The organism is Mesorhizobium sp. B1-1-7 (genome assembly GCF_006442705.1).
Classification (GTDB): Bacteria; Pseudomonadota; Alphaproteobacteria; order Rhizobiales; family Rhizobiaceae; genus Mesorhizobium; species Mesorhizobium opportunistum.
Map to the genome: position 1 here is coordinate 148851 of NZ_VFWQ01000010.1, position 19785 is coordinate 168635.

16 protein-coding genes are annotated in these 19785 nt (G+C 64.1%); 4 read left to right on the forward strand and 12 right to left on the reverse strand.

Going from position 1 to position 19785, the window contains the following annotated elements; genetic code table 11:
- Nucleotides 1-21 precede the first annotated feature (21 nt).
- The 3 genes from FJ978_RS18725 to FJ978_RS18735 all read right to left on the reverse strand — a co-directional run bounded on the left by FJ978_RS18725 (nucleotide 22) and on the right by FJ978_RS18735 (nucleotide 3944).
- On the reverse strand, nucleotides 22-1296 hold the full coding sequence (locus FJ978_RS18725; RefSeq protein ID WP_140573241.1) for an extracellular solute-binding protein: 1275 nt from the start codon (nucleotides 1294-1296) through the stop codon (nucleotides 22-24).
- Nucleotides 1297-1410: 114 nt separating this feature from the next.
- The gene (locus FJ978_RS18730; protein WP_140573242.1) at nucleotides 1411-2916 is read right to left on the reverse strand and encodes an alpha-N-arabinofuranosidase; all 1506 of its coding nucleotides are present in this window, start codon (nucleotides 2914-2916) and stop codon (nucleotides 1411-1413) included.
- A 101-nt stretch (nucleotides 2917-3017) separates the two neighbouring features.
- Nucleotides 3018-3944 (reverse strand): transcriptional regulator, encoded by a 927-nt coding sequence (locus FJ978_RS18735; RefSeq protein WP_140573243.1) that lies wholly within the window; start codon nucleotides 3942-3944, stop codon nucleotides 3018-3020.
- 488 nt (nucleotides 3945-4432) lie between these two features.
- On the opposite strand from FJ978_RS18735, the gene FJ978_RS33245 reads away from it, so the two are divergent.
- Nucleotides 4433-6448 (forward strand): hypothetical protein, encoded by a 2016-nt coding sequence (locus FJ978_RS33245; protein ID WP_246678164.1) that lies wholly within the window; start codon nucleotides 4433-4435, stop codon nucleotides 6446-6448.
- Nucleotides 6449-7519: 1071 nt separating this feature from the next.
- Here the strand turns inward: FJ978_RS33245 and FJ978_RS18750 are convergent.
- From FJ978_RS18750 to FJ978_RS18785, 8 genes are all read right to left on the reverse strand, one after another.
- On the reverse strand, nucleotides 7520-7984 hold the full coding sequence (locus FJ978_RS18750; protein WP_140573244.1) for a DUF2231 domain-containing protein: 465 nt from the start codon (nucleotides 7982-7984) through the stop codon (nucleotides 7520-7522).
- 209 nt (nucleotides 7985-8193) lie between these two features.
- Entirely contained in the window at nucleotides 8194-8547 is a 354-nt protein-coding gene (locus FJ978_RS18755; RefSeq protein ID WP_023763827.1) for a cupin domain-containing protein, read from the reverse strand.
- A gap of 127 nt (nucleotides 8548-8674) precedes the next feature.
- The gene (locus tag FJ978_RS18760) at nucleotides 8675-9568 is read right to left on the reverse strand and encodes a sugar phosphate isomerase/epimerase (protein WP_140573245.1); all 894 of its coding nucleotides are present in this window, start codon (nucleotides 9566-9568) and stop codon (nucleotides 8675-8677) included.
- A gap of 69 nt (nucleotides 9569-9637) precedes the next feature.
- Nucleotides 9638-10576: an ABC transporter substrate-binding protein gene (locus tag FJ978_RS18765; RefSeq protein ID WP_013892746.1), complete on the reverse strand. Its 939-nt coding sequence runs from the start codon at nucleotides 10574-10576 to the stop codon at nucleotides 9638-9640.
- Between the two features lie 78 nt (nucleotides 10577-10654).
- Nucleotides 10655-11665 (reverse strand): ribose ABC transporter permease, encoded by a 1011-nt coding sequence (locus tag FJ978_RS18770; RefSeq protein WP_140573246.1) that lies wholly within the window; start codon nucleotides 11663-11665, stop codon nucleotides 10655-10657.
- Entirely contained in the window at nucleotides 11662-13206 is a 1545-nt protein-coding gene (locus FJ978_RS18775) for a sugar ABC transporter ATP-binding protein (protein ID WP_140573247.1), read from the reverse strand. The genes FJ978_RS18770 and FJ978_RS18775 overlap by 4 nt, the downstream gene beginning before the upstream one ends.
- The gene (locus FJ978_RS18780; RefSeq protein ID WP_140573248.1) at nucleotides 13203-14582 is read right to left on the reverse strand and encodes an FGGY-family carbohydrate kinase; all 1380 of its coding nucleotides are present in this window, start codon (nucleotides 14580-14582) and stop codon (nucleotides 13203-13205) included. Before FJ978_RS18780 ends, FJ978_RS18775 begins: the two co-directional genes overlap by 4 nt.
- Nucleotides 14579-15361 (reverse strand): DeoR/GlpR family DNA-binding transcription regulator, encoded by a 783-nt coding sequence (locus tag FJ978_RS18785; protein WP_013892742.1) that lies wholly within the window; start codon nucleotides 15359-15361, stop codon nucleotides 14579-14581. Before FJ978_RS18785 ends, FJ978_RS18780 begins: the two co-directional genes overlap by 4 nt.
- 180 nt (nucleotides 15362-15541) lie before the next feature.
- Between FJ978_RS18785 and FJ978_RS18790 the strand changes: the two genes are divergently transcribed.
- Genes FJ978_RS18790 through FJ978_RS18800 form a run of 3 tightly spaced genes read left to right on the forward strand, consistent with a single transcriptional unit; the run spans nucleotide 15542 to nucleotide 18720 of the window.
- Entirely contained in the window at nucleotides 15542-16585 is a 1044-nt protein-coding gene (locus FJ978_RS18790) for a class II aldolase/adducin family protein (protein ID WP_140573249.1), read from the forward strand.
- A gap of 12 nt (nucleotides 16586-16597) precedes the next feature.
- Nucleotides 16598-17872, forward strand: coding sequence for an FGGY-family carbohydrate kinase (locus tag FJ978_RS18795; protein ID WP_140573250.1), 1275 nt, complete (start codon nucleotides 16598-16600; stop codon nucleotides 17870-17872).
- Entirely contained in the window at nucleotides 17869-18720 is an 852-nt protein-coding gene (locus FJ978_RS18800) for a TIGR01459 family HAD-type hydrolase (protein ID WP_013892739.1), read from the forward strand. The genes FJ978_RS18795 and FJ978_RS18800 overlap by 4 nt, the downstream gene beginning before the upstream one ends.
- Here the strand turns inward: FJ978_RS18800 and FJ978_RS18805 are convergent.
- Nucleotides 18707-19732 carry a sugar-binding transcriptional regulator gene (locus FJ978_RS18805; protein WP_140573251.1) on the reverse strand — a complete coding sequence of 342 codons (1026 nt, stop codon included), beginning with the start codon at nucleotides 19730-19732 and terminating at the stop codon, nucleotides 18707-18709. The two genes, FJ978_RS18800 and FJ978_RS18805, sit on opposite strands and share 14 nt — an antisense overlap.
- Nucleotides 19733-19785 lie beyond the last annotated feature (53 nt).

The following is a 19785-nucleotide window of genomic DNA, read 5'->3' on the forward strand; positions in this document are numbered from 1 at the left end:
GCGGTCCCAGCCTTTGAGACCCTACATGCTGTTCAGCTCTTCCTTGATGGATTTCACCGCCTCGCCCGGGTCCATCTCTCCGTTGAGGGTTGGCACGAAATAATTGGACATGATGTCGAAGATCGGCCCGGCGACGCCAGCTTTGGTCGACTTCGGATCGAAGATCATATTGGCCGTCAGCGTCGAGTAGGTCGCATTTGGCTCCATTGCCTTGTATTCCGCCGTCTCGGTGACTGGCTTGTATGCCGGGATGTGGCCTGCCGTGGCCCAGAACAGCGAGTGCTTGTCCATCCATGAGATCACCTCGAGAACGGCGGCACGCTTTTCCGGGCTGATCTCCTTGCCCTTGTTCTTCGGGATCGCGAACGAGTGGCTGTCCGCGTATGTGCATGGCTTGTCGAAGATCACCGGGATCTCGACGGCGCCCCAGTCGAACAGCTTGCCTTGCTTGGCGAGGTCGGTCATCGTGGGAACTTCCCAGACGCCGTTGATCATCATGGCGGCCTTGCCCGAGGTGAACAGGGCAACGGTTGCCGGATAGTCCGTATAGGTCGACTGCAGCCCAGCCTTCGTCCACCCTTGCAGAACCGCTAACGCTTTCGCCAGCTTTTCAGCATTGTCGCCAGCGAGGAACTCCTTGCCCGTCAGAAGCTCGCCGCCTTGCTGGCACACCAGCGAATAAATGGTGCGGTACATGAAGTTGCCATCGGCGGTGACGCTGCCCAACGGGAACTCGACGCCGGCATCCTTCAACTTCTGTAATGTCGCGGTGAATTCCTCTTTGTTGCTCATGCCCACCGGACGGCCGTCGTCGCCGAGCACGCCTGCCTTCTTCAAGAGGACGCGATTGTAGTACAGGACAATTGGATGGGTATCGAGCGGCACTGCGTATTGCTTGCCGTCGACCGTCACGGCGTCCATCGTCGTCTGGGCGAAGTCCGAGGCCGAGAGGCCCATCTTGCTCATGTCCTCGGCGGTGATTTCTTCGAGAATCTCCTGGCTCACCGCCAAGGGGATGCGGCTGGCGTGATAGGTCATGACGTCTGGCGCCTCACCGACCGCGGCCGAGGTCTGCACCTTCGCGTAGAAGGGCGTGCCCCACTCCAGCGTCGTGGCGTCGATCTTGATCTTTCCGGCGTGGGCGGTGTTGAAGTCGGTGATCATCTGCTTCATGCGCACACCGTCACCCCCGCCGAGGAAATCCCACCATATGACGGTTTCTTCGGCCTGGGCCGCGACGGCCCAAAATCCTCCGGCCGCAACCACCGCTATGGCCATCATCCTGCGAAAGTTCATCTCAGCTTCCTCCCGAGTACGGCGGTTAGATCCGCCTTGAACATTTCAATGCTACACCAAACCAAACCGCCTGCAACGGATTTTGCGGTATATATCCGGTAGTCGGATATCTTCTCAGAGTGTCAGACGCACCATCGAGTAGGAGTGCGGCGGCAACTTCAGCATCATTCCCTTGCTGCTGAGCGCTGCCCCGTTACCTTTGGCCGGTGCTACATTGTCCGGCTCGTCCTTCGTGTTGCAGGCCTCGAGATCGTCATGACGGATGATCGTATGCTCGATGGACTTGGCGGCGAACCGCTCGAGGGCGACGTCGGCCTCTATCGTCTCGGACCCATGCCGGTTGATTGCGAAGAAGGTCAGCGTGCCGGCGTTCGAATCGTGCACGCCTGCAATGTCGAGCCATGGCACCTTGTCGGCCGCGGCCGCGTCATAGGTGGGCACCTCGACCGCGAGCTGCAGCGCGGTGCCGCGGCCGTGCTTGGAGGCCAGCATGAAAGGCCAGTAGATCGTCTGCCGCCAGGCGCCGCCGCCGGGCTCGGTCATGATCGGCGCGATAACGTTCACCAGCTGCGCAATGCAGGCGATACGAACAATATCCGATCGGCGGATGAAGGTATTGATGATGCAGCCGACCTGGAGCACGTCCTCGAAATTGTAGATGTCTTCCAAAAGCCTGGGCGCTTCCGGCCAGTCCCAGGCGCGCATACGCTCGGCGTCTCGCTTGCGCTGATGGTACCAGACGTTCCACTCGTCGAAGGAGATCTTCACGTCCCGCTTCGAGCGGGTCTTGGCCTTCACGTAGTCGATGATGCCCGCGACCGTGCCAATGTAGCGGTCGAGCTTGGCTGGGAGAGCGAGATATTCGGCCGTATTCTTCTCGTAATTCTCGAAATACATGTGGAGAGAGATGTAGTCGACCTGCTCGTAAGTCGCCTCCAACACGGTTGCTTCCCATTGGGGATAAGTCGGCATATTGGAATGCGACGAGCCGCAGACGACCAGTTCAACCGTGGGGTCGAGGCCGCGCAGCGCCTTGGCGGTCTCGTTTGCGAGATGGCCGTATTCGCTCGCCGACTTGTGGCCGACCTGCCAGGGACCGTCCATTTCGTTGCCAAGGCACCAGAGGCGGCAGTTCCAGGGCTGCGTGCGTCCGTTCTTGGCCCTGAGGTCGGACCAGTAGCTGCCGCCCGGGTGGTTGACGTATTCAACGAAGGCCCGCGCCTCGTCGAGGCCTCGGGAACCGAGATTGACCGCAAGCATCATCTCGGTGCCGGCTTTTTCGGCCCAGTCGGCGAATTCGTGGATTCCAACCAGGTTCGGCTCCGTGGTGCGCCACGCAAGATCGAGCCGCCGCGGGCGGTTCTCCTTGGGGCCTATGCCGTCTTCCCAATTGTAGGCGGACACGAAGTTGCCACCCGGGTAACGGCAGATCGGAGTGTCGAGCGCACGCACCAACTCGATCACGTCCTTGCGCATCCCCTCTGCGTCCGCTTGCGGATGTCCGGGCTCGTAGATGCCCGTATAGACCGCCCGGCCAAGATGCTCGAGAAACGAGCCGTAAAGACGTTTGTCGATATCCGCGACGGCGTAGGCCGCGTTCGCCGTGACTCTGGCCTTCATGATCCCTCCCACTGCGGATTATCAATCCGATTTTCCGGTTTATATCCGGGGCGTGGGTCAGTTAAGGGCGGAGTTCGTCCGCCCGTCAAGGGTCTATGCTCTCAGGCCTTTAGCAGGCGCAGAACGATGTCGTTGCTGTAATTGCCGAAGCCGCTGCCGAAGATGTTTATGCCGCCGGGGTGACGTGCATCTTCTTTCACGCCGATTCGTATCCGGATCGAGCGGTGTCGCTCGAGTTCCAGATCAGCCAGCGAGCATCTGGAAACCTTGTCATTACCGCGATAGGTGCCGTTGTTCGTGACGCGCCAGTGGACGAGGTCGCCATACTGCGATCCGGCTAGTTTCCACCAGCCGGGAGTATGCTTGCCGCGCTTGTCGCCATAGTCGGCCGGCGCCGTCCAGGTATCGATCTCGTGTCCGTTGATCGCGACCGTGATGTCCGATGGCCAATCCTTCGATGTGCCCGGCACCTCGGACGAAAGCTCCATCGCCAGTTCCAACCCGCCGACTTTGGCATTGGCAAGCGTCGCGTTGTTGGGAAACTGGTATTCGACGAAGCCGCGCGTGAACCACAGCAGCCCGGCCCGCATACGGTCAGGATCGAGGAAGGTATTGGGCACATCGAGCAGCCCGATGACGCCGTCCCTTGAACACAGGCCGCAGGGAGCGGAGACTTCGCATCTCGTATAGAGTCCAAGCGGCATCGCCACTTCTATGACGCTGAGATCCTGCGCCGGAGTGCGGTCCTTGAAGACGACAACCAGTTCGGAGAAGGTCGAATAGCATACCTTCTGGCTTCCCTTGCGCGCCTTTTGTGATTTCGTCTCGATCAAACCGACATCGACAAGTACCTGGATGTTTGCCGAAATTGTCGATTGTGGAAGACCCAGGTCTTCGGCCACCTGATTGACGTTTTTCGGCCCCTTGCGGTGCAGCAGATCGAGAATTCGAACCCGGACCTCGCTCGCAAGGCTCTTCAACAAGTCGAGCCGCTCAAGCGGATCGACAACCATGATTTCATTCGACATATGGCCCGCGCTCGTCACACGGGTTACGTATCAGCAGATCAGATACAAATAAAGCCGGTGGCGGTTATAAATTGAACTGCCTGGAAGCTCTCGATCGAGATTTCCAGCGTCAGCCGGTCTGGGCCTCGACATCTCCATTAACAGCGGAAGATGACGAACGGGAACTGGCGGCTCAGCAAGCTACGCTATTGCCGCCGGACACCTCTCACTCCACTCGATTGTTCAAACAGCATATGATGGTTGACCGTGGTGCGCTGTGACCTAGTTTATTGTTCATGATGGACGGTCCAGAGCCGGGAAATGGCGATTGTCCGCACCGGCGAACCCTCGCAAGGCTGATATGCAGAGGTGCAAATCGGCATTTCAGGGCCCTGCATGCGTCCTTGGTCGACGATGTATCGGCACGCGACCGGCGCCCCGCCATCCGCAACAATTAGCATAGCGCCGGGAGGAGCCCAAGAAAGCGACACTTCGAGAGCGGTAAGGTCTTGGTCAAGGCGAATGACCAGACATCGCTTTGCGAACTTGACAATACACCCCAGACCGCACGGGACACCCCAGACCGCACGGGCACGGCAATGCCAAATTATCTTGCCGAAATTCACGCGAACGACGTAAATCTGGCCATTCTGGGCGCAGTGGTGACGCTCGTGTCGGTGGGCGTCTTTCTTGTGCTCTGGCGTATCTTTGCCGCGGTGCGACGGCGCCGCCTTGCACCGCCTGACGAAGGCAGATCCGGTCCCCCCGACGAAGCTTCTTGGGAATGGGAAAGCCCGACCGGCCTTGTCGCCGAGCCTGTTCCTTCCAAGGTCGCCAACCCCTTGGATACCGTCGACCTGGATGTTCGGGCTCAAAATGCCAACTACTCCCGGTTCGGAGTGCGAATCGAGCATTTCGACATGACGTCCGAGCTTCGCGGGAGCTCGTCGGTGGTCGAGACCGGTGCTCCTGCACCGAACAAAGTTCGGCCTGGCCGGCTTGCAGCGTCCATCAGCGCGATCAAGGAACGTGGGAAGCGGATTTGCGGGTCGGCATGGGATCAATTGCGCCATAAGGCTTCACCGCGAAAAATTGCTCCATTGGCCTATGCCGCGGATCCCGGTTTGAATTTCACGGCTCAGATGGGAGAACCCGACGGGGCCATGGCGCCTGCCTCAGCCCCTGTGGTTCGCAGGCCGATCGGTCTTGTACTCCGCTTGGGCCTCGCCGTCATTTGTCTGGCCGCGCCGATTGGTTATGCGACGACGAGACAAACCTCGGTCGAAAGCGCCCCCGCCATTTCGCAAGCCCAAAGCCAGACCAATCGAGATCTTTCGCACCCCTTGGAGCTTCCGGCGAATGTCGAATTGCTCGGCCCGGATCTCACGGCTAAACAGGCGCAAGCCGGGACAGATCGTGGTCAGGCAGCCGCTGCGAGACAATTGGCCGACCAGGAACACCGGGCGGCGGAAGGCGAGCGTGCCAGGAGCGCCGCCCTGCAGGGAGCACTCCTCGAGTCGAGCAAGCAGATCGACACGCTGAGGGCAAGCATGGCAGCCGTCAATGCACGCGAGGAACGATTGCGCAACGAACTCGCGGCAGTCCGAACGCTTGACGCGCTGGGGCGCATTGCGGGAGATGCCCGCACGCTGGTCGGCGAGGCCACCAGCTATGTCTTCAAGGAGATGCCCGCTGCTCGTCTCGCGCAGCAGCAAGCGCAGAGGCAGGCGCGCGATCTATCGCAAGCGCGGGCGCAAATTGAACAGCTTGAGACCGGGGCCGCCAAGGATCGCGCCGCGGCCAGGGCTTCACTGGCGCAGGCGAGCGGCATGCTCGACGACGAGCGCCGGAGGTCGGAACAGCTTCGTGGCGATCTCGCCGAAGCGAAACTGGCCAATGCCGCACTCTCGAAGCGTGCGGATGCGGCTGAGCAGGAGCTGACCGGCGCGGTCAAGGCGAGACAACAAGTGGAGCAGACCGCAGCTGACGCGGAGCGGGCGCTGGCACGGGAACGCGCTGCAGCAGCATCGGCCGGTGAGGAGCTGAAACAGGCTCGCATCGAGCGCGAGGCGGCTGAACAGGAGCGCACCAGAGCAGTCTCAGCGAAAGAGCGTGCCGAGCAGACCACGACCGAGACGGCACAGGCTCTGGCACGGGAACGTGCTACAGCCGTCTTGAATCGTCAGGATCTCGACAAGGCTCGCATCGAACGCGCGGCCACCCAAGCTCTTTTGCTGCGTGTCGCCAAGCTGCAGGAGGCTCTGGACGAGCAACGCGAAGCCACTGTTTCTCTTGCCCGCGACTTGACCGCCGCGCGCGCGGACAATGACAGGCTCAGGACTGAGCGTCGCAGCGCGCAGATCGAGCCGCCTGCGAAGCCACGTTCTGCCCGCGCGGCAGCTACCGGCCAGGTGAAGGCCGTCAGCCAGAAGACTGGCAAGGTACGCAACCCTTCACGGGTGACACGGGTGCGTTCTATCACTCTTCCCTATTCGCTCTTGCCGACATACGCGACATCGCAGTGATTTCCGGCCGAGCGGTCCCTTCTGTGGCCATGATCTTTGAATGCCCGCACCCCTTCGCAGTACGCGCGAGGCCTGTTGCCATTTCGGGCAAAGGATGAATGCCACGCCCTATCGGCGAGGAATTCTGCGCGATGCGCTATGTCAGCCCGATCACGCTGCCTGTCGCATTCAATTCGCATTTGACCGGCGCCTGCCGCGTTTCCACGCTGCCCTGCCGTAGATAGTCGATGCTGACCTCAACGGGAGCCGAGATCGTATCCTGACTCAACTGACGTACGAGACCCGCGCTGCTGACGCGCACGCTGGTCGCGCCAAACCGGGCGGCTGCCGACTCGATGGCATCGTGGCAGGCCCGAACGACTTCATCCGGGACGCCCGGCAGCGGCTCGATTCGGCTGACCGTTGATAGAGTGTTGCTGTCGCTGGGAGGCTGGAGAGCAGCCGGGAGGTCGAGCGACTGTCCGCCTCTCGCGGACGCGACAGCGGTGGCAGTGGCCGCCCCAGGGGCCGTCGTCGTGCCGGTTGTGCTGGTCTCATCGTCCGCTGGCGAACCGGAGCCGCCGGGATTGTTGCTAGTCCCTTTCTGTGAGCTGCCGTTTTGGCCGCCAGCGCCATGCCCTCCGCCGCCACTATGGCCACCAGAGCCATGGCCGCCGCCCTGCCCCCCGCCGTGCTGACCGCCGGTTGCAGCTCCTGCGCAAACCACCGCGATCGAGCAAGCTATGACGAAATACGCACAAGCGAATCCACGCGATTGACGCAAGACGACCTCCATGGATGCGCAACCGTCCTTCCGCGGCGTGCAGTCAGAACGGCGCGAACCGCCGCTGCCCGAGCAACCTCGCGATTGCCGCGCCCCCGAAAGAACTAGGGGATGAATCCGGTGTATCAAGGATACTTAGCTGGTAGGGATCGATGAGATCGCTTGGCTGGCGAGTGCCATATCGCTGATGTCAAGGCCGCCTGGATAACGCCGCAGACGCCTTCACGACTCATTAGCCGAGTGGCCCGGCCGATGCCCCGGCGAAGGAAAATGCACAGATCAGCGATCACGCTTACCGCGGCTCAGGGTCAGCGCACCTCCTCCGAGCCATCGGCGACACCCACGCGGTGTCGGTAGACCATTTCCCAGCCCTTCCAACCTGTAAACAGGAGGATGAGAACCACGATCAACGACAGGATCACGCCGGTGGGCACCACCGCCGCCTCGCCGTGGGCGTATCGCGAGTACCAGTTGTAGAGTTCGATCAGGACGACGACCACATTGCCGCCAGCGTGGAGCCATGCATCACGCAAATTGCGGATCTGAACATCGCCCAAGACATCTGTCAGGCCGGCAAGCGCGGCCAAGGCGGCCATTATCAGGCCCGCCCCAAGCAGCCAAAGGCTAGCGGTGACCCATCCCGGATTGCCTGTTCGCCAAAAGATCAGGTCGCAAACGAAGGTGGCGACAAAAAAGGCGATCGGGAACGGAATAAGCATCGGGTGGATGGGATGGCCGGCAACACGTGCCGTGCTTTGTGGGTTGCGGCTCATGGTAGTGCCTCCAAAAGGCAGCGCGCACCCCTTCGCGGCCTGCAGTGCATTCCTGAAAGACAGCGTACGAGCAAACGCTGGCACCAGATGAATGTTCCACAAGCCGGACGGCAGAGCCCCGCAGAGGCACGAAAGGCGTTCGCTTGAGCATTCGCCCGCCATGGCGAACCATGGCGGGACTTTCATGCGGCCAGACGGGTCACCCCGCCTCAGGCAACCCTGACCACAAAATGCTTGGTCACTGGCTCGATGATCTTCCAGGTGCCCTTGAAATCGGCTTCCACCACGAAGGCGTCGCCGGGACCCACTTCGACCGGCGTGCCGCCGTCGGGGGTGATGATGATGCGGCCGGCAATCATGTGCACGAACTCATAGTCGGTATAAGTCGCGTGATAGGTGCCGGGCGTCGCCCGCCACGTGCCCGACATCACCTTGCCGTCCTCGGTCGTGTGTTGGACGGCGGTCTGCATGGTCGGCCTGCCCTCGACCACGATCCAGCCGGCGAGATCGCCGGCCTCCGCGTGTTCGACCGGGCCGAATTTGAAGATCGTCTGGTCTGTCATGTCAGGGCTCCGTCTGGTCAATTGTGCTGGCGTGATCTGCCTGCACGGTGGGATATCCGATGCACCCGCAACGGGCAATGCCACCGCAAGCGGCTGACATCCCGGACAGTCGCCTCGACGAACGAAACTATGGCTTGTGCGTGGCCGAGACGAGTTCCGCCTTGCGCCGCGCCGTCTCCAGTCCAAGGCCGATGAAGGCGCGCGCGTGCTTGGCGAGCGCCATGTTGTCCGTCCACAGATTGCGCCAGATGGCGGTCTTCTTCGACAGGTTCTCGTCGACGATCTCCGAGGAGAAGGATTCGAAGCTGAGATCGTCGGCATAACCGATGGCCGTCAGCGCATCGAAGATCGCCGCGAAGTCGATATTGCCGGTGCCAAGGAAGCCGCGATGGCTTTCGCCGATATGGACATAGCCGATCTTGGCTGCCGCGTGGCGAATGGCGAGCCCGACATCGGCCTCCTCGATGTTCATGTGGAACGTGTCGAGATGCAGGAAGATGTTGTCCGAGCCGGTGTCCTCGATGAAGGCGAGCCCCTGCGCCGCGGTGTTGAGCAGGTTGCTTTCGAAGCGGTTGACGATTTCGAGATTGAGCGTGACCCCGGCGGCCTTGGCCGTCTCGGCAACCTTGGCCAGCGCCGCCGCGCTGCGGTTCCATTGATCGCGTGTCGGCGCCTCGACCTGCAAGCCGTGGCTGGTCGACAGGATGCCGGCGACCTTGCGGCCGCCAAGGTCGCGCGTCAGCGCGATGGTTTGGTTGAGGATTTCGACGCCGCGCGCCGCGACCGCCTTGTCGGCGCTCGATATGTCGCCGTCGGCGGGCAGTCCGATGCTGATCGCCACCCCGAGCCCGAGATCGGCGATGCGTTTGGCAAGCCCGCCAATGTCGACATCGGCCGGGTCGAGATAGGAAAATTCGATCAGATCGAAGCCGGCCTCCCTGGTGTTGGCCAGCGTGCGTTCGAGCTCGCCTTGCGCCGAGCTTGCCGACCAGACGAAAGAATGGATTCCGATGCGCGACATGATCGTCTCCGGATTGCAGCGAAAAGGATGAGCGCGGCCGGAATCAACCGGCCGCGCTTGTTGAAATGATCAGCGGGCCGCGGTCCAGCCCTTGTAGTCCTTGAGGTTCTCGGCGGTGATCAGCTTGGGATCGAGCAGCACGGTGGCCTCCGCAGGCTTCTTGCCGGCCAACAGCTCGGCTGCCATGGTCAGCGACTGGCCGGCCATCACATAGGGATCCTGCGAGGCTGAGGCCTTGATCATCGACTTGCCGGAAGCGAGCTCCTTTTCGATATCGGGCGCGCCGTCGACCGCGGTGATGATGAATTCCGAACGGTTGAGCTGCTTGGCGGCAAGCTGCGCGCCGATCGCCGTCGGATCGTTGATGGCGAACACCGCGTCGATCTTGTCGAAGCGGGTGAGCAGCGACTGGAATACCTTCAGGCCGCCGTCGCGCGAACCTTCGGCGTTCTGGTCGTCCGAAAGGATCTTGATGTCGGGATGCTGCGAGAGCACGTTCTTGCAGCCCTTCACCCGCTCCAGGATCGACGACGACGCCGGGCCGTTGAGGATGACGTAGTCGCCCTTGCCGCCGGTGTTGTCGACCAGATACTGGCAGGCCTCCTCGCCGGCCTTGACGTTGTTGGTCATCACGGTGACATCCGCGCCCGGCGCCGAAACATCGAACGCGGCAACGATGATGCCGGCGGCCTGCGCCTTCTTCACCGCCGGTGCGATCGCCTTGGCGTCGACGGCATTGAGCATGATCACGTCGACGCCGGCGGCGATGAAGGAATCGACCTGCGAAACCTGCTTGTTGAGGTCGTAGTCGGCCGATACCGACGTCACCTCGACCTTGGGGTTGATCTTCTTGGCCGCGTCCTCGATGCCCTTGATGGTGGCGACGAAGAAGGGATTGCCGAGCAGGCCGACAGAGATGCCGACCTTGTTGAGATCCTTGGCCGATGCCGGCGCGATGGCGACGGCCGCGAATGCGGCGCCGCAGAGCAGTTTGGCGATGGTCTTCATTACGCTTACTTCCTCCGATTGCCCGCGCCTCTCACGGTGCGTTACACAAGCCGGCATTTGCGCCGGCGACCAGGTCACTCACGTTCTTGCCCCTGCCTGGAGCCTGTAGCGGTCGAGGGCGACCGCCACGATGATGACCAATCCCTTGATAATGTACTGCCAGATGTCCGAGACCCCGGCCAAGATGAGCCCGTTGGAGAGCACCGCGATGATCAGGCCGCCGATCAGCGTGCCCCAGATCGAGCCGACGCCACCGACAAAACTGGTGCCGCCCAAAATCACGGCGGCGATGGCGTCGAGCTCGTAGGACTGCCCGAGCTGCAAACCATTGGCGGCGTAGAGCCGTGCCGCCGACATGGCGCCGCCGAGGCCGGCGAGCAGGCCCGAAACGCCATAGACGAAGAGCAGCACCAGCGGCACCTTGATGCCGGTCAGCCGCGCCGCCTCGGCATTGCCGCCGACGGCGTAGATCCAGGTGCCGAGCACCGTGCGCTTGAGCACCAGCCAGGACAGCACCACCACCGCCAGCGCGATGACGACCAGCCAGGGAATGCCGAACAGCGACCCATTGCCGATGAAGTCGAACGGCAGGTCGGAGTTGAAAACTGTCGTGTCCTGCCCGAGCAGGCGGGCAACGCCGCGCACCGCCGTCAGCGAGCCGAGCGTGACGATGAAGGGCGGCAGCTTGATGTAGGCGACGAGCAGCCCGTTGATGAGGCCGAAGCCGAGGCCGACGAGAATGGCTGCCGGTACGCCGAGCAGGCCCCAGTCCGGCACCAGCGACACCAGCACCGCCACCATCGCCGAGGCGGCGAGGATGGAGCCGACCGACAGGTCGATGCCGCCGGTCAGGATGACGAAGGTCATGCCGGCGGCGAGCACGATGTTGATCGACGATTGCTGCGTGACGATCAACAAGTTGGTCTGGGTGAGGAACCGGGGATTGATGAACTGGAAGCCGCCCGCCAGCAGCACCAGCACCGGCAGCATGCCAAGCGCGGCGAAAACGGTGCGCAGCCGCCGGCTCCTGACCGCCGCCTGGTCCACTGCCGCCGTCCCGGTCGTCTTGTCGGTCGTTCTGTCGATCATTCCTGGGCCGCTCCCGTCGCAAGTTCCATGATCGCTTCCTGACGAAGCGGCTCGCCCCCGGATGCCGTCACCTCGCCCGATATGACGCCGTCGCGCATCACCAGTACGCGGTCGGCGACGCCGATCACCTCGGGCAATTCGCTGGAGATCATCAGGATGGCGATGCCCTGGTTGGCGAGATTGTCGATCAGCCGGTAGATCTCCGACTTGGCGCCGACATCGACGCCACGAGTCGGCTCGTCGAGGATGACGACCTTCGGCTCGGTCTCCAGCAGCCGGGCGAGCAGCACCTTCTGCTGGTTGCCGCCCGACAGCGAGCCGGCATTGGCCTGCGCCGAGCGGGTGCGGATCGATAGGTCGGCAATGGCCTTTGCCGCGCGACGATCGGCTGCGGTGAAGTCGCGGAATCCGCCCGCCCGTGCGTCCCTGGCCAGCACGCCCATGCTGATATTGTCGGAGATCGACATGTCGAGGAACAGGCCGAGTTCCTTGCGGTCCTCGGTGAGGTAGGCGATGCCGGCCTCGAGCGCGTCGCGCGGCGAGCCGATGGAGATCGGTTTGCCGTCGAGTTCAACCGTACCGGCGCTGCGCTGGTCGGCGCCGAAGATCAGCCGGGCGAGTTCGGTGCGGCCGGAGCCGACGAGACCGGCCAGGGCCAGCACCTCGCCCTTGTGGAGGTCGAACGAACAGTTCTTCAGCAGGCGCCCGTCGGACATGCCGCGCACCGAGAGCGCGATCGCGCGCTTTTCGTCCGGCGGGCGATGGTCCTTCTTGTAGAAAGCCGAGAGGTCGCGGCCGACCATCATCGACACCAGCCGCGAGGCGTTGAGGTCGGCGCGCTCCAGCGTGCCGACATAGCCGCTGTCGCGCAGCACGCTGACGCGATCGGCGAGCTGGTAGACCTCTTCCATGCGATGGCTGATGTAGATGATGGCGATGCCTTGCGCCTTCAGCGTCGCGATCACCTCGAACAGGCGGTCGGTCTCCCGCGAGGTCAGCGACGTCGTCGGCTCGTCCATGACGATAATGCGCGCATTGGTCGACAAAGCGCGGGCGATCTCGACCAGCTGGCGCTCGCCGAGCGACAGGCTGGAGACCAGGACGCGCGCCGAGAAGGAGACGCCGAGCCGGCCGACGATCTCGCTGGCGCGCCGGTTGCACTGCTCACGGTCGACGATGCCGAAACGCCGCGGCTCGTTGCCGAGGAAGATGTTCTGCGCCACTGTCAGGTTGGGCGCCAGCGACAGCTCCTGATAGATCACCGCGATGCCGGCAGCGCGCGCCTTGATCGGATCGCCGGTCGCGGCGGGCACGCCATCGATCAGGATCTCGCCGCCCGGATCCGGCCGATAGGCGCCCGACAGCACCTTCATCAGCGTCGACTTGCCAGCGCCGTTCTCGCCCATCAGCGCGTGCAACTCGCCGGCATGGACGCTGAGCGAGACATCGTGCAAGGCGCGGATCGCACCGAAGGTCTTGGAGATGTGGCGCATCTCCAGCACAGGCTGACGTGTCGTTTCGGGCTTGGCTGTCGCGGTCATCGCGCGCCTCCTACCGCTTTGCCCGCCGTGCCGCGGCCGGCGACGAGATCGCGCCAGTCGTCGCGGTAGCCGGCAAGGCCGGTGAAGCGCGCCGCTGTCACCGGTCCCGGTACCTCGGCGGCGAATTCACGCCCGACACTCTCGAAGGCGAGCGCTGCCGCACCCGTGGCGCTGCCCTCCAGCGAGGCGCCCTGCATGAAGGCTTGGCCGGGACGCAGTTGCGCCAGCAGTCCGGCAAGCAGTCCGCCAACGTTCAGCCCGCCATCGACGATGACAGTGTTTTGCGAATGGATCAGGTCGAGGCAGAGATCGACCATCAGTGCGACATAGAGCAGTGCCACGGCCGCGCGCTCCCCGGCATCGGGCATGCGCCCAAGCAGCCGGCCGGGACGATCCGGCATCGGCCCGCCCGGCGCGAAGCTCGGCAGCGCCATGATGCCTGCGCCGATTGCCTGCTGGATCGAGCCATTCGGGATCGCGCCTTGCCAGCCATCGCTGATGGCGGCGAATTCGCGCCCGCCCATGAAGCGGATGGTCGGCACCGGGCCGCCGTCGACATCGACATTGACCAGCATGTCGCGATCCTGGTCGAGTGCGTCGAGCGGGCAGTCGGGATTGAGCACGACGACCCAGGTGCCGGTCGACACCACGGTCAGTGGGCCAAGTTCCTGCCGGCGATAGGCGTGGAGTGCAGCATTGGAGTCATGGACGCCGTTGTGGACGGCGACCGGCCGCGCCGCGCCGCCCAGACGCTGCTCGCCGATGACGGCGCCGGCACGCGCGAACGCCGGCATCCGGCCGCGCCAGCCTTCGGTATCCACCAGCGAAGAGAAATCACGCTTGCGCGGCGCCCACAAATGCGAATGGCAGCCGAGATAGGACACTTCGCAAACCGGCCTGCCGCCGAGACGCCAACTCCAGTATTGCGGATAGCCGAGGATCGATGTCGCCGCCGCGAATGCGTCGGGATCGACCTCCTGCAGCCACAGCATATGGCGGCCATAGTTGAAACCGAGCGGCAGGCGCGGCGAGAACGTCTCGGCGAAATCGGGAATGCGAGGATCGATCCGAGCGGCGATCTCGGCCGGCGGCTCCTGCTCGTAGTCGAGAATTGGATGCGTCAGCGCCTCATCGTCCACCAGGGCAAAGGTGCAGCCATGGCCGGATACCATCACCCCTTCGACACCATGGTTGTCGACCGCGTCAGTGACGGCACTGAGCGCCCAATCGTGGAGGTCGGCCTCGTCGAGCACGCTGAAGCCGTTCTGGCGCGTCCATTTCGGCTGGGTCCGGCGCTCATCGAGGATGCGTCCGTCCTGGCCGAAGACGAACAGCTTCGAATTGGTCTTGCCGAAGTCGAGCACCGCCAGTTTCATGGGACGGCTCCCAAGGTGGAAGCAATCCGCACCATGACGCCTGCGTCCTCCAGCATGCGTGCATCGGTATCGGAGAGGCCATCATCGGTGATCAGCGTGCCGATGCGCGACAGCGGCAGCGAGACATTGCGTGCGTGGATGGAAAGCTTGCGGCTGTCGGCCAGCACCACGATCTGGTCGGCGCACAGGCTGAGATCGACGATCGAGCGCACCAGCAGCGGGTGCGACTCCAATAGCCCTTCCTGATTGAGGCCTTGCGCGCCGAGAAAGAATTTCGAGGCGTAGAAGGGGGTGGCCTGGGTCGGCGAATGGATGATGCCGGGCTCGCGATGCAGCTCGCCGCCGGCAACCGTCAGGCTGCAATGGCCGTGATCGCTGAGATAGGCCGCGAGCGGCATCGAATTGGTGTAGAGCCGGATGTTGCGCTCGGCGAGCTTGACGCCGAGATGGAAACAGGTCGAGCCGCCATGGACGATGACCGCGTCGCCGTCGCGCACCATGGTCGCGGCAACGGCCGCGATCTGCCGCTTGGCCTCGACGGCGAGGTCACGGTTCTCGTCATAGGGCCGGGCATAGGCAACGCCCGCATGGGAAGCGCCGTCGAGCGCCGAGATGCCGCCATAGACCTTCCGCGCCTCCCCGGCTTCGTCGATCCTGTCGATATCGCGCCTGACCGTCGCCGCCGAAACGCCGAGCCGCTCCTGCAGCTCGCGCACCGAGGCGAACGGGCGGTCCCGCAGCAGTTCGACGATCTGACGCTGGCGGCCGAAGTCGCTCAACACTTTCCTCCCGAAAAGCCATTTTCCCGCGGCATTTGGTGCAACTTACTCAACATTAGTCGGATTGCAAGCTGTTTTGAGGATAGTAGATCACTGTTGACGTAGATCACTCATATCTGCGATATCTCCGCCAAATGTCGGTCCCGGCGACGGGATTTCGTGCAGGGAGAAGAAGGCGCCATGGCAAACCAGGCTGATGCACAGGAACTGGCTGCCTTGCGGGCGCTTTCGGCCGGCATCGGGCTGAACCCGCACATGACCCAGGCGGCGGGCGGCAACACCTCGCTGAAGGCCGGCGGCACGCTGTGGATCAAGGCTTCGGGCACATGGCTGAAGGATGCGCTCAGCGACGACATCATGGTGCCGGTGGCGATGGCGCCGCTGCTCAAGGCGGTCGAAGAGCGCAACCCGGCCGCCGACAAGCCGCAGGCCTTTGCCGTCGATGAACTCAATCCGCGCGGCCTGCGCCCATCGATCGAGACTACGGTGCACGCCTTGATGCCGCAGCGCGTGGTTCTGCATGTCCACTGCGTAGACACGATTTCGCTTGCCGTGCAGGCCAATGGCGAGGCCGAGGTCGCCAGGCGGCTGGGCGGCATCGAATGGGCCTATGTCCCCTATTTCCGTCCAGGTCTGCCGCTCGCCCGCGGCATTGCCGAGAAGCTGCGGCCCGGTGTCGATGTGCTGATCCTTGGCAATCACGGGCTGGTCGTCGCCGCCGAAACCGTGGCCGAGGCTGACCTTCTGCTGCGCCGCGTCCGGTCGCTGCTGGCGCGGCCGGCACGCGTTACCGCCGCGCCAGACATCGTGGCCCTGACAACGCTTGCCGGCGACAGCGTCTACCGATTGCCGGCGGATATCGAGGCGCATGCGGTCGCGCTCGATCCGGAAAGCCGCCGCATGGCCGAGGCCGGCAGCCTCTATCCGGACCATGTCATCTTCCTCGGCCGGGGCTCGGTCGTGGCCAAGCCAGGCGAGGACGCGGCCGGCGTCGTCGCGCGGCTCGGCGCCGTGCCCGTGGCGATCCTGTTTCCCGGCGCCGGCGTCCTGATGCGCGGCGACGCCAGCGCCGGCGCCGACGCCATGCAGCGTTGCCTCGCCGACGTGACGGCACGCGTCGACGTCGCGGCGCGGCTGAACTATCTCACCGCCGCCGAAAACGACGAACTGGTCAACTGGGACGCCGAGCAGTATCGCCAGAAGCTCAACGCGGCCGGCAGCTAGCAAAGGACTGAGATGACGCCCCTTGTCATCGGCATCGACATCGGCACATCGGGCGCGCGCGCCGTCGCCATGCGTCCGGACTTTTCCATTGCCGGCCAGTCCGCTGTCCGCCTCGACACGTTCAGCCAGGATCCACGCGCGCCCTCGGCGTGGTGGCAAACGGTCCAGGCGGCGCTGACGGAGCTGCTTTCAGGCATCGACCGCGCCACGGTTCGCGCCATCGCCATCGACGGCACGTCGGGCACGCTGCTGCCGGTCGACGTCGCCGGGCGGCCGCTGGCGGAACCGCTGATGTACAACGACAAGGTCGCCGACGACGGTATCCTGGCCGCGATCGCGCGCGAGGCACCGGAGGCTAGCGCCGCCCACGGGGCGACGTCGGGCCTCGCCAAGGCTTTGCTGTTCCAGCATCTGCCCGGCATCGCGGCGGTGCAGCACCAGGCCGACTGGATTGCCGCAAACCTGTCCGGCCGCTTCGATGTCAGCGACGAGAACAACGCGCTGAAGACGGGCTATGACGTCGAGGCCCGGCGCTGGCCGGACTGGATCGCGGCCACCGGCATGCACATGGACTTGCTGCCGCGCGTGGTCGAGCCCGGCGATATCACCGGCACCCTCACCCCAGCCATGGCGGATCTGTTCGGCCTGCCGCGCGACGTGGCCGTGGTTGCCGGCACCACCGACGGCTGCGCCTCGTTCCTGGCGACCGGCGCCACGGCCATCGGCGACGGCGTCACCGCACTGGGATCCTCGCTGACCATCAAGATCCTGTCCGACCGGCCGATCTCGGCGCCGCGCTTCGGCATCTACAGCCATCGCCTCGGCGACACCTGGCTGGCAGGCGGCGCCTCGAATTCCGGCGGCAAGGTACTGGCTCAGTATTTTCCGCTCGCGCGGATCATCGAACTCAGCGCGGCGATCGACCCTGCGACCGAGACTGGCCTCGATTATTATCCGCTGAGCACGGCGGGCGAACGGTTCCCGATCGCCGATCCAGCATTGCCGCCGCGCCTCACCCCTAGGCCGGCAGACGACGCCGACTATCTCAAGGCGATGTTGGAGGGCATGGCCGCGATCGAGGCGCTCGGCTACAGCAGGCTGGCAGAGCTTGGCGCACCTGCGCTGACATCGGTCAGGAGCGTCGGCGGCGGTGCGGCAAATCCGGCATGGACGGCGATCCGGCAGCGCAAGCTCGGCGTCGATTTCCTGCCCACGCTCTCCGACGAGGCTGCAGCCGGCACCGCCAGGCTGGCGCTGAAGGGCGCGGCCAAGGCAGGGCTGGCATGAGCGCGAAAAGGATCGAACGTCTCGACGGCATCGCGCCGCTGGCTGAGCGTTATCAGGTTTTCCTGCTCGACCAGTTCGGCGTGCTGCATGACGGCCAGGCCCCTTATCCCGGCGCGGTGGCGGCATTGTCGGCGCTGAAGCACGCCGGCAAGACGGTGGTGCTGATTTCCAATTCCGGCAAGCGTGCCAGGCCCAACGAGGAGCGCCTGCTCAAGCTCGGCTTCGTCGCCGGAAGCTGGGACCATTTTGTGTCCTCCGGCGAGGTGGCATGGCGCTCCTTCAATGACATGGCGGCATCGGGAAGGCTGCGGCCCGGGACAAAATGCCTGCTGATCAGCCGCGACAACGACCGCACGGCGATCGACGGCCTGCCCTTTGTGCTGACCGAGGCCGGCGAAGACGCCGAACTGGTGCTGATCTCGGCCAGCGAGGGTGACCGTTACGACCTCGACCATTACCGCAGGCTGCTGGCCGCGGCAGCGGCACGGCAGGTGCCATGCTTCTGCACCAATCCCGACAGGATCATGCTGACAGCGGTCGGACCCCGCTTCGGCGCCGGGGAACTCGCCGATCTCTATGAAAGCCTTGGCGGCAGCGTCACCCGCATCGGCAAGCCCTATCCGGCGATTTTCGACGCCGCGCTGGCGCTGGCCGGCGCGCCGAACCGTGACAGCGTGGTTTGCGTCGGCGACAGCGTCGAGCACGACATAGCGGGCGGAAATGGCGCCGGCGTCGCCACGGCGCTGGTGCTGAGCGGAATCCTGGCCGACACATCGGATCTTGCCGCCGTTTTCGACGAACAGCAGGCCTGGCCGGACTACATCACGGCTTCCTTCAGCTTCCGCTGACCACATCGAGCATGCGCCTTGCGCTTTCCTCGTCGGTGATCAGGATCGTCGGCGCGATCAGGTTCATGGCGCCGAGCAGCGCCGCTGTCTTCTCCTCGCCGCCGGAAGTGAGGATGCGGATCGGCGCCTTGCGCAGGCGATCGACATCCACCGACATCACATGGCTATTGACGGGATGGTCGACCAGGTCGCCGTTGCGGTCATAGAAATGGAATAGAAGGTCGCCGACCGCGCCACGCGCAAGCAGGGCCTCCCGGTCCGCTTCCTTGAGAAAGCCGCCGCGCGAGAAGGTGGTGGCCGAAGCGATGCCGCCAACGCTCAGCAGGACGGCATCGAGCGCGTCGGCCATTTCGAAAATCTCCTGCAGGCCGCAGCGCTCGACCAGCGCGATCTTGGTCTCGACGCTGTCGACGACGGCCGGTGTCGGCATCAGATAGCCGTCACCCTGGAAGATCTGGGCGAAGCGCCAGGCGAACTCGGCCGGGTTGACCCGGCGCGCGACGCCAACACCGCCAAGCAGCGATATCACGCTGAAATCGGTCAGCGACTTGGCGCTGATGAACGGCAAAGTGTGGAACAGCGTTACACCCCAGCCGACACCGACCCGCATGCCCGATTTCATCGCATCGGACAGGAACATGCCGGTCTTGGCGGCGATTGCCGGGATCGGATCGGCATTGGCCGCCGTCAGCGGCGCCACGAGCGCCTGCTGCAGGCCGAAGGTCCTTTCGAGCGCACGCTCCAGCCGCACGATCTCCAGGAGCTCGCTCTCGATGGTGATCTTCACCTCGTTGCGCGCGCGGGCCTCCGCCAGCATGCGCACGATGGTGACGCGGCCGACGCCGAGCACGTCGGCGATCTCGTTCTGCGTCATCTGCTCGACGAAATACATCCAGGCGGCGCGGATCCTGAGGCGATCCGTCCGGCTCTCGCTGGCGACCTGCTCGGTCGCTCCGGCTCCGATCCGCCCCTCGTCGACCCGCCCCTCTCCGGTTTGTCGTCGCCTGCCCAAATCATTCCTCCCCCGCAGCGATGGACCAGCACGCCATTGCCGATTCTGCGTGC